Source organism: Candidatus Wallbacteria bacterium (assembly GCA_028687545.1).
Lineage (GTDB): Bacteria > Muiribacteriota > JAQTZZ01 > JAQTZZ01 > JAQTZZ01 > JAQTZZ01.
Window position 1 is genome coordinate 53,894 of sequence record JAQTZZ010000019.1, and the last position, 16,803, is coordinate 70,696.

14 protein-coding genes are annotated in these 16,803 nt (G+C 49.3%); 8 read left to right on the forward strand and 6 right to left on the reverse strand.

What is annotated here, in order from left to right; all coding sequences use genetic code 11:
- Window positions 1-8 precede the first annotated feature (8 nt).
- From aroA to PHW04_09790, 3 genes are all read left to right on the forward strand, one after another.
- The gene (gene aroA, locus PHW04_09780) at window positions 9-1,313 is read left to right on the forward strand and encodes a 3-phosphoshikimate 1-carboxyvinyltransferase (protein ID MDD2716173.1); all 1,305 of its coding nucleotides are present in this window, start codon (window positions 9-11) and stop codon (window positions 1,311-1,313) included.
- The gene (gene trpE / locus PHW04_09785) at window positions 1,291-2,688 is read left to right on the forward strand and encodes an anthranilate synthase component I (GenBank protein MDD2716174.1); all 1,398 of its coding nucleotides are present in this window, start codon (window positions 1,291-1,293) and stop codon (window positions 2,686-2,688) included. The genes aroA and trpE overlap by 23 nt, the downstream gene beginning before the upstream one ends.
- Before the next feature lie 228 nt (window positions 2,689-2,916).
- The gene (locus PHW04_09790) at window positions 2,917-3,477 is read left to right on the forward strand and encodes an aminodeoxychorismate/anthranilate synthase component II (protein ID MDD2716175.1); all 561 of its coding nucleotides are present in this window, start codon (window positions 2,917-2,919) and stop codon (window positions 3,475-3,477) included.
- Between the two features lie 88 nt (window positions 3,478-3,565).
- Here PHW04_09790 and PHW04_09795 read toward each other — a convergent pair whose 3' ends face one another.
- Both PHW04_09795 and PHW04_09800 read right to left on the reverse strand, forming a co-directional pair.
- On the reverse strand, window positions 3,566-5,506 hold the full coding sequence (locus PHW04_09795; GenBank protein ID MDD2716176.1) for an adenylate/guanylate cyclase domain-containing protein: 1,941 nt from the start codon (window positions 5,504-5,506) through the stop codon (window positions 3,566-3,568).
- 103 nt (window positions 5,507-5,609) lie between these two features.
- Window positions 5,610-6,227 carry a hemolysin III family protein gene (locus PHW04_09800; protein ID MDD2716177.1) on the reverse strand — a complete coding sequence of 206 codons (618 nt, stop codon included), beginning with the start codon at window positions 6,225-6,227 and terminating at the stop codon, window positions 5,610-5,612.
- 289 nt (window positions 6,228-6,516) lie between these two features.
- On the opposite strand from PHW04_09800, the gene hisD reads away from it, so the two are divergent.
- Window positions 6,517-7,731 carry a histidinol dehydrogenase gene (hisD, locus tag PHW04_09805; GenBank protein ID MDD2716178.1) on the forward strand — a complete coding sequence of 405 codons (1,215 nt, stop codon included), beginning with the start codon at window positions 6,517-6,519 and terminating at the stop codon, window positions 7,729-7,731.
- Window positions 7,732-7,867: 136 nt separating this feature from the next.
- Window positions 7,868-8,569, forward strand: coding sequence for a hypothetical protein (locus tag PHW04_09810; protein ID MDD2716179.1), 702 nt, complete (start codon window positions 7,868-7,870; stop codon window positions 8,567-8,569).
- Between the two features lie 74 nt (window positions 8,570-8,643).
- Here the strand turns inward: PHW04_09810 and PHW04_09815 are convergent, their stop codons facing one another.
- The 4 genes from PHW04_09815 to PHW04_09830 all read right to left on the reverse strand — a co-directional run bounded on the left by PHW04_09815 (window position 8,644) and on the right by PHW04_09830 (window position 12,746).
- Window positions 8,644-8,790, reverse strand: a complete 147-nt coding sequence (locus tag PHW04_09815; GenBank protein MDD2716180.1) for a hypothetical protein — start codon at window positions 8,788-8,790, stop codon at window positions 8,644-8,646.
- Between the two features lie 38 nt (window positions 8,791-8,828).
- A complete protein-coding gene (locus PHW04_09820; GenBank protein ID MDD2716181.1) occupies window positions 8,829-10,247 on the reverse strand; it encodes an ATP-binding protein in 1,419 nt (472 codons plus the stop codon).
- Window positions 10,244-10,978: a response regulator transcription factor gene (locus PHW04_09825; GenBank protein MDD2716182.1), complete on the reverse strand. Its 735-nt coding sequence runs from the start codon at window positions 10,976-10,978 to the stop codon at window positions 10,244-10,246. The genes PHW04_09820 and PHW04_09825 overlap by 4 nt, the downstream gene beginning before the upstream one ends.
- Before the next feature lie 148 nt (window positions 10,979-11,126).
- Window positions 11,127-12,746 (reverse strand): NADP-dependent glyceraldehyde-3-phosphate dehydrogenase, encoded by a 1,620-nt coding sequence (locus PHW04_09830; protein MDD2716183.1) that lies wholly within the window; start codon window positions 12,744-12,746, stop codon window positions 11,127-11,129.
- Between the two features lie 160 nt (window positions 12,747-12,906).
- On the opposite strand from PHW04_09830, the gene PHW04_09835 reads away from it, so the two are divergent.
- The 3 genes from PHW04_09835 to PHW04_09845 form a co-directional block, all read left to right on the forward strand.
- On the forward strand, window positions 12,907-13,332 hold the full coding sequence (locus PHW04_09835) for a thioredoxin family protein (GenBank protein MDD2716184.1): 426 nt from the start codon (window positions 12,907-12,909) through the stop codon (window positions 13,330-13,332).
- Window positions 13,333-13,636: 304 nt separating this feature from the next.
- Complete coding sequence (locus tag PHW04_09840) at window positions 13,637-16,147, forward strand: clostripain-related cysteine peptidase (GenBank protein MDD2716185.1); 2,511 nt, start codon at window positions 13,637-13,639, stop codon at window positions 16,145-16,147.
- Window positions 16,148-16,303: 156 nt separating this feature from the next.
- Window positions 16,304-16,803, forward strand: a 500-nt coding sequence (locus PHW04_09845) for a clostripain-related cysteine peptidase (GenBank protein ID MDD2716186.1), incomplete at its 3' end; no start/stop codon positions are given.

Consider the following 16,803-nt stretch of genomic DNA (forward strand, 5'->3'; position numbering starts at 1 on the left):
TTAAGATTATGAAGGTCAGAATAAAGGGTATCAACAGCGCTTCCGGTAAAATCATGCTGCCCGGAGACAAATCGATTTCCCACCGTGCAGCCATCATTGGAACAATTGCGAATGGTGTGACTGAGATAAGCAATTTTGCAAGCTCTGCCGACTGCGCCAGCACTTTGAAATGTCTGAAAGCCCTGGGTGTGAATTTTGAGCGGACCGATAATTTCGTACGCATCAAAGGCGTTGGATTGCACGGCCTGAAAGAACCGACTGCTGTGCTGGACTGCGGCAATTCAGGTACAACCACCCGGCTTCTCACAGGGCTCCTGGCAGCGCAGCCATTTCTCAGCGTTTTATCCGGTGACGAGAGTCTCAACAGCCGTCCCATGGCCCGAGCTATCGAGCCATTGCGCAAAATGGGTGCCAATATCTCAGCCCGTGAAGGCGGCAAATACGCGCCAATTGTAGTTCAGGGCAGTACTGCTCTCACAGCCGGGAATTTCGTGATGCCTGTTCCCAGCGCCCAGGTTAAATCAGCCCTGATTCTGGCCGGACTTTACGCTGAAGGATCACAGAAAATTTCAGAACCCAGCCTGTCCCGCGATCATACTGAGCGTATGCTTCAATATTTCGGGGTCGACATTCAGACAGAAGGACTCCTTGTAGCTCTTGGAAAGCACAGGCAACCGACTGGACGGAAAATGTCTGTCCCAGGCGACATCTCCGCAGCAGCATTTTTCCTGGTGCTGGGAGCGTTCAGAGGAGATGGGATCATATTGTCTGATGTGGGAGTCAATCCCACCAGAACCGGAATTCTGGAATATTTTCAGAGTGCCGGGGCAAGCTTCAATCTCGCTGGTCAGCGCGATACCTGCAATGAGCCTGTGGCAGACATTGAAATCAGCAGATCAAGGCTTTCAGGATCCAAAATTTCAGGTCCCCTGATCCCGCTCCTGATCGACGAACTTCCTGTTCTGGCTGTGGCAGCCACCCAAGCTCTGGGACTGACAGAAGTCAGGGATGCTGCTGAACTGCGGATTAAGGAATCAGACAGGATCAAAGCCATTGTGTCCCAGCTGCAAAAATTCGGGGCCGACATCAGCGAATGCCAGGATGGATTCACAGTGAACGGCCCTGTGCAGCTGAAGGGAGCCGAATGCGAAGGCTTCGACGATCACAGAATCGTGATGGCCCTCACCATTGCCGGGCTTCTCGCATCAGGGGAAACAGTGGTCAATGGCTGCGAATGCGTAAACATTTCTTTCCCGGAGTTTTTCGACCGGATCAGGGAGATCTGCGGGCATGAATGCATCAGCTTTGAGTAAACATCCTTTTTACAGGAAACTTCCGCTCAAGTCTTTTCCTGTTTCAGCCTATTCTCTGCTTTATTCGCAGGAGGAATACAGCTTCATCTATGAATCCCTGGAGTCGAGCGGAGAGCGCGGCAGGTATTCGTTCATCGGCGGACGGCCGTTTCTGATTTTCAGAAGCACAGGAAACAAAATTGAACTGGAAGTTGACGGAGTAAAATCGGAACAAGCAGGAAACCCGCTTGATCTTCTTCGAGAGCTCACGGGTAAATACAAGGGGCTGCCTGAAATCCCGGTCTTCTCCGGCGGAGCGCTCGGCTATATCAGCTATGACGCGATCCGGCTGATCGAGAAGATTCCGGATAAAAACCCGGATGAACTCGGCATTTCTGACACTTTTTTCATATTTCCCTCAGAAATCATCCTTTTCGACCATCTGGAAAATACAGTGACCCTAGTACTCTACGCCGAAACCGAGCCAAAGGATCGCTTCGGTGAAATCGTGACAGTGCTGGCAGGCTGCCTGGACGAGTCAGGTTACAAATCCCAGAAATCCACGAAAACCTGCACCTTTTCCAGTAATTTCACCCAGTCCGGGTTCGAAAAAATTGTGGAAAAATCCAAGGAATATATCCTGTCAGGCGACATCTTTCAGGTGGTTCTTTCGCAGCGCCTGTCCTTTGATCTTGATGCAACCCCTTTTTCAGTTTACAGAAGCCTGCGCAAATCCAATCCCTCGCCATACATGTATTTTCTGCGCCTCTCTGACATGCATATACTGGGTTCATCGCCGGAAACACTGATCAAGGTGCATGACGGCATTGTCGTGTCCAGGCCTCTGGCAGGAACCAGGCCCAGAGGTGAAACCGAGGAGCGTGATTTGGAACTGGAGCAGGAACTGCTGGCTGATGAGCAGGAGAGGGCAGAGCATGTAATGCTCGTGGATCTGGCGAGGAACGACATCGGACGGGTCTGCGAATATGGCAGTGTAAAAGCCACTGAACTTTTCCAGGTGGAACGCTATTCCAGGGTGATGCACATAGTCTCCAATGTTGTAGGCAGACTCGCATCCGAGAATGACATGTTCGACCTGTTCCGCGCCTGCTTCCCTGCAGGCACTGTTTCCGGAGCTCCCAAAGTACGGGCCATGGAAATCATTGATGAGCTGGAAAACAGGCGGCGCGGAGTCTATGCAGGCGCGATCGGCTATTTCAGTTTCACAGGTAATATGGATGTCTGTATCGCCATCCGCATGATCCTGATCAAGGGAAAAAAAGGCTACATCCAGGCCGGAGCCGGAATTGTGGCAGATTCAGTACCTGAGCGCGAATATCAGGAAACGCTGAACAAGGCCAAGGCTTTGCTCAAGACCATAGAGGCTTCGCAATGATGCTTACTATACTTTCGCCGTGCCCGCGGCGCTATGGTTTGGCAAATTTGCATTTTTGAGTCGCAAAAGCTTTGTGGGGTGGCCAGTGGGAACTTTTAGGCGCACTGAGCAAAGCGAAGGAGAATAAAAGTTGCCACAGGACAGGACCCGCCACAAATCAATGCTGACGCACTCCCTGTGGCTGCACACCACAGAAATTTGCCAAAGCCAGGAAATGGAGTTAATTCAATGATCCTGATGATCGATAATTACGACTCCTTTGTCTATAACATCGTGCAGTATCTAGGCGAGCTGAAACAGGAGATCCGCGTTTTCCGTAACAATGAAATCACGCTGCAGGGCATCGCTGATCTGAAGCCGTCGCATATCTTCATTTCTCCAGGCCCATGCTCGCCTTCAGAAGCAGGGATCAGCCTGGAAACCATCAGGGAATTCGCGGGAAAAATCCCTGTTTTCGGTGTCTGCCTTGGCCATCAGTCCATCGGCCAGGTGTTCGGAGGCCGGGTGATCAGGGCAGGAGCAGTTGTGCATGGCAAAGTGCACAGGATTTTCCACGACGGGAAAAGCATTTTCAGTGGTTTGCCGTCTCCTTTCCATGCAACCAGATATCATTCGCTGATCGTGGAACGAAAAAGCCTGCCTGACTGCCTGGAAGTCTCGGCCTGGACAGAAGACGGCCTGGTCATGGGTTTAAGGCACAAACAATTTAAAGTTGAAGGCGTGCAGTTTCATCCGGAATCTGTGCTCACAGAGCACGGCCACTCGATTCTGAAAAATTTCCTGTCCTGATGCCCAAAATCGCCAGCATGTATTCATCAAGTACAGGAACTTCAGATCTCTTGACTTGCAGTTGAATGAATTTTCAATGCTTAAAATCTCATTTAGTCCGAAACCGATTCTTGATCCTGTCATTATCATAATGCAATCTATCGAGTTCCCTTAGCAGTTCTTCAGCCTCAAAGGCCCGGACGTCACCGGCAATTTTCAAAGCACTCACCTGCTTGTCGAACCAGATTAACGCATCCTCCTCAATCTCGTTGATCTCTTTCTTCTGCGGAGATTTCAGGAAATAGTCGACAGCCATAGGCACAAGCACTTTCAATGCCTGAAGGTTGTCAGCCAGTATCAGCCTGGTCAGGCTGTCCTCGTGAAACAGCCAGAGATCGATCCTGGAAAGGTCTCCCTCTGCTTCAAGCATGAGATAGGCATTAAGCCGCAGATTACCTGACTTGGTCTGAACAGCCCATTCAGGTAAAGATTTGTCGATTTCAGCTTTGAAACTCACGCGCAGAAATTCAGCAGCCCGGGCAGGGAGGTCGCCTAAGTAGCGCAGGATCTCCACAGTATGGATTTCAGCTGATCCTGCCTCTGCTTTGACTGATTCCCAGCCCGGATTTCCGGACTGATCGATGAAAAAAGAGAGGTTTTCTGAAAGAGCAGACTCGGTTTCAGCTGTGTCTGGAGCATGGGTCAGCAGTTGATGAAAACGGCAGCGCACTTCCTCTGTGAAGCTGAGATCTCCGCTATTTTTCAGAAGCCTGAAGATTCTCACCTGAAAAACCGGCTGATCTGCAATGAGTGCTGCCTTGAGATATTGCATCCACTGGGGATACTTATTCCTGATCAGGAAAAATATCTCTTCTGCCCGGCCTTGTTCCGCAGTTTCCATCAGGGAAACGAGTGCCCTCTTGGTGCCTAAGTCGTCAGGAGCAATTGAATTCTTGGCCACGAAAAAGACTGCTTCCCCGGCCAGTTTCTCTGCTTCAGGCGGTGCGCCTGTCCTGCTGCATGCTTGATAAATGTGCCTGTTCAGTTCCAGGTTGTCCGGGTACTGCAGATGAAGGTATTTGTATATTCCCAGAGCAGTGTCATGCCTGCCAACCTGAAACAGAAAATCAGCTTCTGCAGAACAAGCATAGATTTCCAGGCTTCCGGTATTGATTTCTGGAACTTCCTGTTTCCAGGTCTTGATGAGCCGGGCCGCTTCCTCAAAGGACTTTTCTGAAACTGCGTGTGTTACCCCGGCTGTCAGGCATTTCATGGATTCCTCAAAGGTCAGCGGATCTCCGGGATATTTTTCACCCATTGCATCGAGTTCCAGAAATGCCTCAGTCAGCTTGTTCTCAGCCAGATCCTTTTCGATTCTGGCTGCAAAATCCTCCTGAGTGTCGCTTAGAAGATTTAAAGCAATTATAATTATTCCTGCTATGATGCTGACTCCAGCCGCAATTTTCCACTTCTGACTCCTGCACTTCGGCGGCTGAATCTTTAGCTTCTGCAGCAGGTCCTTGTAGCCTGTCAACTTGATGTCCCGCAGAACCCGGAACACCTTGACCTGTTCAGGGATTCCTTTGAAGACCCGGAAACCGACCTCGCAGGTCGGTACTTCGGATTTGTTCATAGCCAGGTAAACTGATTCCGTGAAATATACTTCTCCAGGGTCTGTGATCCCTTCCAGCCTGGACGCCAGATTCACAGCTTCGCCAAAAACATCATTGTCCCGGATCTCCACCTCACCGGAACTCATGGAAACCCTGACAAATATTTTGTCTTTTTCCAGCCTGTTTGTGTTGTAGCCTGCCAGAGTTTCCTGAATCATGATTCCGCAGAGAATGGCGTCAGTCGGAGATTCGAAGCTGATCAGCAGCGCATCGCCGATCGTCTTGATCAAGGTGCCATGAAATCTGGATACAACAGGCAGCAGGAGCTTCTCGTGGCTCTCCAGCAACTGATGCAGGTTCTCCCTGGAGGAACCGGAGGTTTTTTCAGTAAACCCCTTGATGTCTGTAAACATGATGGTCAGTACTTTACTCGTCATGGCACTCCCGGATGACGGATTCAGCTTGTAAATATTATTCGCAATCTGCAAGTCTTCATATGATAACTATAAACAATCAACTCGTCGAACAATCATCAGGTCATCAGGAAACATAGATCAGAATTGTAAGATAATGGCAGAGGCTGCCTGCCAGCACGAATAAATGCCAGATCCCATGAAAATGCTTTACTTTTTTATCCAGGCAGTAAAAGATCACTCCGCTGGAATAGAATATTCCTCCAAGGAGAAGCCAGGTAAAGCCTGCTGCCGGCAAAGCCCTCAGCAACGGTTTCAAGGCAATCGTGATCACCCAGCCCATAGAAAGGTAAATTGCCACTGCAAAATATCCGCGCTTGTTTCTCAAAAACAGTTCCAGCATCACTCCAAGCAGCGCCAGACCCCAGATCACCCCGAAGATGGACCAGCCCCATCCGCCGCGAAGAGTCACCAGAGTAAATGGCGTATAAGTTCCTGCGATCAGAAGATAGATCGAGTAATGATCAAGCTGCCGGAATATCTGCTTTGCCCCACCCTGTGTACAATGATAACAGGATGAAAATAAATACAGCGCTACCAGGCTGACGCCGTAAATACTGAAACTGACAATCTTCCACGGATCACCCTGCCTTGAAGCTGCATAAATTAAAAATGAGCACCCTGCCAGGGCCGCCACCAGTCCGATCAGATGGCTGATGCTGTTAAAACGCTCACCTTTAATCAACAAATGCTCCATTTCCTGGATTATTTCATGGGGCACTTGCAAAACTCGAATTTCAGCATGATAATATTCTAATCAAGCAGGTTCGATAAGAGTTTTGTTAGTGCCCCATGGGCCTCTAACAAAATGTCTACCCAAGATATAGCGCAAAAAAACATTTTGCAAGAGGACCATGTATAATCCAATAAATCAATTAAAGAGACTCAAGTGAGAAATTAACTTGAAGATATATAGATACGCTGATCTTACGGATGATTTTTTTAGACATCGAGATGTCCCGGAACTTGATACAGTGAAGAAAATCCTGCTGCGCGTTTCCATGGACGGCGATGAAGCACTGACTGAATATACCCGTCGCTTTGACGACGTTGAAATTGAAGATTTCAGAGTCGGGCCTGAGCAGATCAGGGAAGCTTTTCTTGCAACAGGATCCGAAATCATCCACACTCTAAAAACATGTGCTGAAAATATCGAAAAATTCGCTCTACTTCAGCTGGATCAGTGCAGAAGTTTTGAAGCAGAGCTTCTACCCGGGGTTTTCACTGGGCAGAAAGTGATTCCGATCGGACGGGCCGGCATCTATGTGCCTGGAGGAAATTATCCGCTCGTTTCCACGCTTCTGATGTGCTCGATACCGGCCAGAGTGGCTGGAGTCGGAAAAATTGCAGTTTTTTCCCCGCCTTCATACGAAGGTTCAGTCCATCCCTTGATTCTTGCTGCCGCTGAGCTGGCGGGAGTGGATGAAGTTTACCGCTTAGGCGGTGCTCAGGCAATTGCTGCCATGGCGTATGGAACAGCTTCCATTCCAAAAGTTGATCTGATCGCCGGTCCTGGAAACAAGTATGTGACTGCAGCGAAGAAACTTGTCTATGGAAGTGTAGGGGTAGACATGATCGCAGGACCGACAGAAGTGCTGATCATTGCCGATGATTCAGCTGACCCTGCCCTCCTGGCAGCTGATCTTCTCGGCCAGGCCGAACACGACCTGGAAGCAACACCTGTGCTGGTGACAGACTCGGAAACCCTTGTGGCTTCAGTCAAACTGGAAATAGAACAGCAGCTTTGCAAGCTTCAAACAGAGCAGATCGCACGAAAATCGATCGCAGAAAACGGTATAGTGATCCTGGTTGACGACCTGTTCGAGGCAGTGGAAGCGGCCAACCGGAAGGCCCCCGAGCATCTTGAACTGCAGGTGCGCGAACCGGACAGATACATCAGCGGATTGAGAAATTATGGTTCGCTCTTTATCGGAGAATTTGCGGCGGAAGTTCTGGGCGACTATTCCAGCGGGCTGAATCATACTCTTCCCACCAATGGTGCTGCCAGATTCACAGGAGGCCTTTCAGTGAGGAATTTCCTGAAATTCCAGACCACGCTGCGCATGGAGAGAAAAGGGCTGTCCGTGATCGGCCCGGCAGCGCAGAAAATGGGTGGGATAGAAGGCCTTGCAGGTCATGCGGAATCCGTACGGAAAAGACTGGAAAAAGCAGGCCTGTCTGAAAAATAAACCCGATTTTTGAGAAGTCACCATAACACTCAGTTTCACGCATCATGAACTTAATGAAAATTAATGAAACTTCATATATGTTGACAAATGAATTACCCTGAATATAATTAACAAAAGAAGACAAGGGGGAGATACCATGAAAACACTACTGATACTGATGATGACCGCACTGATAATCACCGCTGCCTGCGCTGATTCAATCAAGGAGATCAACGATAGAATCGGAGAAAGAAATGGCGTTTCGATTGACAAAGCCAGTCTGGATACGGAAGCTTCCAGATGCCATAACAATTATCATCCGAATGTTCATCCCACTGTTTATCCCCAGAACCAGATACATCATAACAATAATGTCCATTATCCGACCAATGTAGTCCATTACCCGACCAATGTCGTAAATTATCCGACTAATTATTATTATCCCACCAATCCTTACTACCCAAATAACAATTATTATCCCACCAACAACTACCCGAACAATCCTTACTATCCCAACAACAACTACTATCCTACTAACAACTATTACCCCACCAACAATTACTACCCGAACAATCCCTACTATCCCAGCAATAACTACTATCCTACTAATAATTACTATCCAAACAACAACTACCATCCGAACTATCCAACTTATCCTACCAACAACTATACCCCGGTCACCCCTGCTCCTGCTCCCCAGGTGATCAACAACATCCCGGCTCCCACACCAGGTCCTGTGACTCCCCCGGTCACCCCGGTCCCAAGTGTCAACCCAATGCCCCAGAATAATCCTGCTACACCTCATACCCCGACAGCTCCTGTAGTCCCTGGCCAGCATGTGCCGAATACTCCTCATTAATAAGATACCCATTCCGATAAAAAAAGCCGGTGAACTCACCGGCTTTTTTATTTCTGCTGTAAAATTACGCGATATCAGGAAGGAATTTTCCAATGATTCTTCAAAGTCTTTTCATAAAGTCCACTAAGATTTCCTGAATTTTTTTCCGGTTGCGGATGATTAAGGCTCATCTGAATCCAATCATAAGCCTGTCCAGCTGCTGCAAGATCGCCGGATTTCAAAGCAGCTCCAAGGTCCAGCCACTTCTGATGAATTGGATTCATATGCACTCGACATTTTCAAGAGGCAGTTTCATTTCTACGATCAGTCCGCCACCCTTGGCGTTAAGAGCTCTGATTTTCCCGCCGTGCAGGCATACGGAACGTTCAGTGATTGCGAGGCCGAGCCCGGTCCCGCCTGTCTGCCTGTCACGGGCAACAGAAACCCGGTAAAAAGGGCGGAATAGATTGGAAAGCTCAGCTTCCGGGACTCCAGGGCCATGATCGCGGACAGTGACAACTGCAGATGCCATTGACTGCTCTTCGACTCTGCTGATATCTATTTCGACTTCTGTCTGTTCATCTGTGTATCTGATGGCATTCCGCACTACATTCTCAATCGCCCTGCGTAAAAGCTCAGCATTTCCGTGAACAGTGCATTCCGCACTTCCCTTGAGCACTACACTCCTGTCACTTCCCTTGGCCTCGAAATTTCCGTCTTCAGCAATGCCCTGCACAAGTTCCATCAGATTCACATGTGTCAATTGAATCTTATCGAAGCCACCCTCCAGGCGTGTGAGCATCAGAACCTGGCCGATCATCTGGTTCAGGGATTCCGCTTCCTGCTCAATCCTGTCCAGGATTTTGGCTGCCTCAGGCCCGGTCTGCTTCCTGGCAAGTTCCAGCGCTACATTGAGTCTTGCCAGCGGAGACCGCAGTTCATGTGAAATGTCTCCCAGCAGCTGCCTCTGCAGGGTCAGAAGAGACTCAATGCGCTCAGCCATCCGGTCGAAATCCGCGGCCAGCTCGGACAGCTCATCTTTCCGGCCCCCGTATTGCGATCCAATGCGTACTTTCAGATCCCCTCCCGCAAAACGTCCGGCCATCTCACGCAGGGAAATTACCGGTGAAGTCAGGTAGCCGGCCAGCCAATAGCAGACTGCTCCGGAAGTCAGCAGTATGATGAGGAGACTGAACACCGGGTGCATCGGCATGCCCCTGGGTTTTCCGGGAGGGCCAGGGTGCGGGCCATGGTGGAAAGCAGGAGACAAATCGCATAGAGCGACATATTTTATTCCGTCGATTCCAGTGAAAGGAACCGCAGTCCACATCTGTTCACCAGGTGGAGCAACTTCAGTTGTTCCACTCTCAATAGCTTTGACAGCCAGATCCATTCCTTTTTCAGGAATCAGCCTGCTGGAGATTTCCTGCCTGTCCTGATTGAGAATCAAGATTGACAGGCCAGGCGATTTTTCCAGTTGAGCGGATATTTCTTCCAGGGCAGCTTGATTTCCACTTAAATGACAGCCGAGCATGGCCTGACCATAGATTGGCAGAGTTTCTTCAAATGGATTCGGCATTCTGTCCCAGTCCGGCCTCGATTCAGTCAGCCTGTCCCAGGTGATCTGAATTACAAATGATGAAAGCACAGCCACCCAGAAGCTCAGATAGATTTTTAAAAAAATTCTCTTTGGTTTCACTCTTTATCCGTTTCCTGATTTCCACCCGAATTTTCAGGTTGAGCCAGAGCATAAAGATACCCTACGCTGCGGATGGTTTTGATTCGTTCCATCCCATCCACAATACTGCCAAGTTTCTTGCGCAGCTTGCTGACATGAACATCGATACTGCGGTCATAAGGAGTCATTGCCCTGCCCAGAACTTCACGGACCAGTTCTTCCCTTGTCACAAGTTCACCCGCATTTTTCAGCAGTTTTTCCAGCAGACTGAATTCAACTGAAGTCAGCTCCATCCTCTCTCCGGACCTGTAAACTTCGCGGGAACCCAAGTCCATCTCCAGATCACTGATCCTGATTTTTTTTGAGACAGAATTTGTTTCTTCCCGTTCAGGCTTGACTCTGCGCAGGATCGCCCTGATCCGGGCCACCAGTTCCCGCGGATTGAAGGGTTTGGGCAGATAATCGTCAGCCCCCATTTCCAGGCCTACAATCCTATCCACATCTTCGCCTCGTGCGGTCAGCATTATTACCGGTGTTGAAACTTTCCCATGCAACTGGCGCAGCACTTCAAAACCATTGATTCCCGGCAGCATTACATCCAGTATGATCAGATCGTAGCTGCTTTTTATCCCCTGCTCAATTCCAAGCAAGCCGTCATTGACGGTTTCTACTTCAAAGCCTTCTGTAGACAGATATTCGGTAAGCAGTTCGCATAACTTCTTGTCGTCGTCTATCACAAAAATCCGTTCCATTTCTTCTCCTTCCTGATTATCGCACCTAATGTAATTCTATCTGATTATCACCCGCAGAATCAGTTAATTAGTGTAAATTCTCGCTTTACAAATCTTAACGCTTATTTAACGGTAAATTCACCCTTTTTCCAGAGGCAAGCCTCGATTGTTAAAGAATGAAATCCGTTGAGAGAAAATTCGACTTTCTCTCCTTGAGTATCGTATTGATAAGATTTTTGTTCTGATCAGTACTTTTGGCCGCTACCAGCGAGCGGATCGAAAAAACCCTCAAGGCGTCTGTCACTGAAAGCGTTCCCTCAGCAGAGTCTTTCCTGCCAGTAAACGGGAATGAGTCAGGGCCACGCTGACACTGACAGTTGAGGTTCACCCGGCTGACCTGATTGGTAAGCAGATCAACCAGCCCGGCGACCTGTCCGGGATCAGAGCCGAAAATGCTGACCTGCTGCCCGAAATTCGACTCAACTATGTATTTTCCCGGGGTTTCCAGATCATCGAAAGGCACCACAGGGATCAATGGACCGAACTGCTCTTCGCTGTAGATTCGCATCTTGTGATTGACAGGATAGAGCACAGCAGGATAGAAAAAAGTCTGGTTAACCGTTCCTCCGCACTGATTCACGACCCTGGCTCCTAAACTCACGGCATCTCTGATCAATTCAGTGAGATATTCCGGTTTGCCCGGCTCAGGAAGCGGAGTGAGCGCTACATTTTCTTCCCAGGGAAGGCCAGGGACAAGTTTGGCGATTTCCTCTGAAAATCTCGAGAGAAACCTGTCCGACAGGCTTCTATGCACAAAAACGATCTTAATTGCAGTGCAGCGCTGTCCATTGAAAGAAAGCGCTCCCAGCAGACATTCTTTGACAGACAGTTCCAGGTCCGCGTTCTCCAGTACAATGCCCGGGTTTTTTGCGTCCAGGCCCAAAATGCAGCGCAGCCTGTGAGGGCTGGGATGCTGCTTTTTCAAAGTGTCGGCGACCCTGCTGGTGCCGATGAAAGCCAGCACATCCACTTTGCCGGTCGCCATCAACGGTCCTGCCACCTGCTTGCCTTCCCCATAAACCGTATTGACTACACCTGCAGGAAATGAATCGCGGAAGGCTTCCAGCAGCTGCCGCACAAACAACACACCGTGCTTGGCAGGCTTGAAGACTACTGTGTTGCCCATGATCAGGGCCGGAATCAGGGTCGTGAATGTCTCATTAAGTGGATAATTGAACGGTCCCATGCACAGAACCACTCCAAGCGGCGACCTGCGGATCTGTCCGATGATCCCCTCTTCGATTGTAAGCTTCGAAGCAGCATGGTCCATCTCGCGGACCGCATTCATTGTAGCCAGAATATATTCCACAGTGCGATCGAACTCCTTGCAGGAATCCGAATAGGTTTTCCCGATTTCCCACATCAGGAGATTCACGATCTCGTCTCTGCGCTCTTTCATCCTGATCGTAAACTGTTCAAGGCAGCGTAACCGTTCTTCCACCTTAAGACAGGGCCACTCCCCTTTTCCATGATTATAGGCTGCCACCGCAAACTCAAGGGCTTCCAGTGCCGCGGATTCATCCATCAGCGGGATGCTGCCAATCTCCCTGGGAACTGCCCCATCAGCCGTTTCGAAACAGACCGGTGAATAAATCACTTTCTGCGGACCTTTCCATTGCCGGATTTCTCCGTTGATCAGATACTCGGTCTGGTTGACAGGATTTTTCACTGAAAACTTTGCAGGGATGTCTTTCTGGAAAATTCCCTTGATGCTTTCCGCAACACCCATTCCACCCTCCGTTAGGCTATGCCACTTTGTTTATTGAAAGCTGCTCCAAAATCTCTGGCTGTAGAGATCTCGTGAAACAGCCATTATATATTAACTCAGGCCTGAATTTATTTCCAAAGAGTCACTTGCAAAACCAGCAATTGATCAATAAAATAAAATTATGCGATTAATCTATCTGATCATTCCGCTGATCCTGGCCTATGGTTGCGGGAGTCAGAAGAAAGAATCCCTGCAGGCTGCCAGTGATGGAACAACAATTCAGGCCGCTGCCAGGGCCTCCGCAACCGCTCAACCGGACAGACTTCCTCTCCTTCTGGAGCTTTATTCCGAAAACAATTCCCCCTCCATGCGGATGGCGCCTGTGATGAATGAACTCAAGTCAGAATATGCAGAAACACTGGAAACTCAATCCATTGATGCCAAAAAAAACAGTGACCTGATTGACAAGTATCGGATCAAGCTGCTGCCGACTCAAATCTTTTTTGATTCTTCAGGGAAAGAGTTGAACCGTCATGAAGGATACATTTCCAAGGAAGAACTGCTGTTTCAGTGGCGAAACCTGGGTTACGATTTCACAAAAAAATGATCAGAAGAGCGATCTTCTCCCTGAATCTGCTTTTCCAAGATCACGATTTCTGGAAACGGGAAAGTTGTTACCTGTTCTCAGTACCACTCTCAGTATAGATAAGTTGACTTCCTGCTATCTCCGGGTATAATACCTGTAAGATAGAATCGAAAGGGGGATTCACGGGGGTTTTTGTTTATCTCTAATTAAGCTGGGGCGGGAGACTGGGGTTCGGCTAATCATTGTTCAACCTGTTGCACCCAGCCTGTATATCAAGTCTCCAAATCATCAATTGCAAGAATTTGAGAAAGGAGTTGTAGCTCGCATGAAGAAGATTACAAGCATTTTCCTGTTGATGGCCTTCGTATGCTTTTTCGTTTTCCCGGGCACAGCAGAAGCCCAGAAAAAATGGACAATAATGGTTTTCCTGAATGGTGACAACAATCTTGACTCGGCCGGCAACAACGATGTCGAAGAAATGATGAAGGTCGGCTCCAACGATCAACTCGACATCATCGTGCTGCAGGACCATGCAGGCAGCAATAACACCGAGCGACACTATATAAAGAAAGGCTCCAAGGACACTGAGAAGGTTGGAGAAATCGACATGGGTAACTGGCAGGAAGCCCTGAACTTCTTCAAGTGGGGCGTCCAGAACCACCCGGCTGATCATTATGTATTCGACATCTGGAATCATGGTGCAGGCTGGGAAAAGAAAGCCCGTGGAGAGATGTTCAAAGGCATTTCATACGACGATGATAGCGGCAACCACATGACTACCCCGCATCTCGGCCTGCTGGCCAAAGCCATGAAAGAACACATCGGCCGCAACGTGGACATCATCGGCTATGACGCCTGCCTGATGGCCATGATGGAAGTCGCATACGAAACAAAAGACTATACTGACTATGCGGTTTTCTCCGAAGAAACTGAACCAGGCGACGGCTGGCCGTACGATGACTGGCTGACCCCGCTCGCCGCCAATCCGGACATGTCGCCTGCCGATGTCTGCAAGAAGCTGACTGAAACTTATCTCGCTTCCTACAACGGCGGTTCACAGGGCACGAGCAAGGTCACTTTCTCAGCCCTGGACATGTCAAAACTCGACGGCTTCATCCCGGTTCTGAATGATTTCACCAACGCGCTGATCCAGAACGCCTCGCTTAACGACGCCTTCAAGACAGCCATGGGTGCTACTCAGTCCTTCGCTTACGCCCAGTGCAAGGACCTGATTGACTTCGCGCGCCAGGTGAAGGGCAAAGTCACTTCCTCGGACATCATGTCCAAGGCAGATCAGCTCATTGCAGGTGTCAAGGGCAGCAGCAACTCCATCATCATCGCCGGCGGCAACACCGGCAGCAACGTGGCTAATGCCGAAGGCATTTCGATCTACATGCCAAGTAAAAGTCAGTATGACAGCAAGAAAAATGAATACAGAGCCCTGAAATTCGGAATCGCCTCCAAATGGGCCGATTTCATCGAAGGCCTCTATTACCCGAACGTCCCCGTTCTCTCGGTCAAGACCATCGACATTGTTGACGAAAACAATGACGGCAAGGTCTCCCCGGGGGAACTGGTCGAATTCAAGGTCACGGTTGCCAATGAAGGCACCAAACCCGGCAGCGGAATCAAGGTCAAGCTGACTGTCGAAGGCATGAACGCCAGCATCGAATCCTTCGGTGAAGCGAACATCAGCGAAGTTCCGGGCATGGGCGAAGCCAAAGCCGAAGGCCTGAAAGCACGCATCAGCACAACCTGCCCCTCCAGCACTTCTGTGAATTTCACAGTGCATGTGGTGATGGGCGGCAACGAGATCACCAAGGACTATGCAGTGCTCGTGCGCAAACCGTTTGAAACCAAGAGCAGCGTGCTCCTGATCACGAAGGATGCCACAGACGAGTTCTCCAAATTCTATACCAAAGCCCTCACTGACGCCGGCATCGGTTATGACCTTTGGGATGTGGCCTTTGAAGGCAAGATCAGCTCAGGCCTGCTCAAGAAGTATGTCGGCGGCATGGTTTTCTTCAATGCCCCGGGTACCAGTGACATCGACACAGTCAGCCAGGATGACCTGATCAACTACCTGTCTGTAGGCGGATCACTGTTCATCACCGGCCAGGACATCGGATACAAGATCAAGGACACCAAGTTCTACACTGATTACATCCATGCAAAATACATCCAGGACAACACAGGCATCTTCAACCTCCAGGGCCTGGATACCTTCAACGGCACTGATCTGATCATAGCCAACGGCGATGGTGCCAACAACCAGAAATGGCCTGATGAGATCGATGTAGTGGCTCCGGCTAAAGCCATCCTTAAGTACAATCCTGCTGGTAAGGACGATCCCCATTTCACCATCGACCAGCTCTCAGAGCATGCAGACACAACCAAGGGACTGAATGCGAGCGGAACAGCCGGACTCTATGTCACCACCGGCGTATACAAAATCGTGTACTTTGCCTTCGGCTTCGAGGCCATAAACTCTGCCCAGAGCAGAACCGCAGTACTCGGCAAAGTTAAATCCCTGCTGTATCCGAAAACAGACGAGAAAGTCCTATTCATGCTTTCAGTGGAAAAGAAACTTTCCTCCACCAGGAACGCAGGCAAGAGCTCGATTTTGAGAAATGAGCTGGAACAGATGATCGAAATCGTGGAAACCTGTATGCTCCGCGACATCAACGCAGGAAATACCGATACGATCACTCTGCTCAACCAGAGCGATTCAGCCGCAATCAGGACAGTGCGCGACAACCTGAGACAGAATCTGAAGAATTCCAGGAGCATGGAAAACCATTCCACATATGCAAAGGCTTTGACGCTTCTGAAGTAAGTTCTTACCGCAACTTCAAATCAAAACCCCTCCCAGCCGGGAGGGGTTTTATTTTACCCGGCAAAGATATGATTTGATGCGTTTTGATGTGCCCAGGAATCGAGAATACCGGGTATACTGATTTCAATGAATCTCCAATGTCGGTTGAGGAGTTTTATGAAGAAACTTTCGAATATTTTCCTGTTATCTGCTTTGTTCCTCAGCTTTCTCACCGGAACAGCCAATGCCCAGAAGAAATGGACATTAATGGTTTTCCTGAATGGCGACAACAACCTGGACTGGGCCGGCAATGCCGATGTCGAAGAAATGCTGAAAGTGGGTTCTACGGACCAGCTCGATATTATCGTTCTTCAGGACCATCAGGGCAATGACAACACGGAGCGGCATTATATAAAGAAAGGCTCGAAGGTAACCGAAAAGCTCGGAGAGCTGGATATGGGCGACTGGCAGCAGGCCCTGAACTTCTTCAAATGGGGCGTCCGGAATCATCCTGCAGAGCATTATATCTTCGACATCTGGAATCACGGTTCAGGCTGGGAAAAGAATCCAGGCGAGGATCTCGTCAAAGGAGTCTCCTTCGACTATCAGAGCGGCAATCACATCACTACCCCGCAACTGGGGTTGCTCACCAAAGCCATGAGATCGGAAGAGCACAC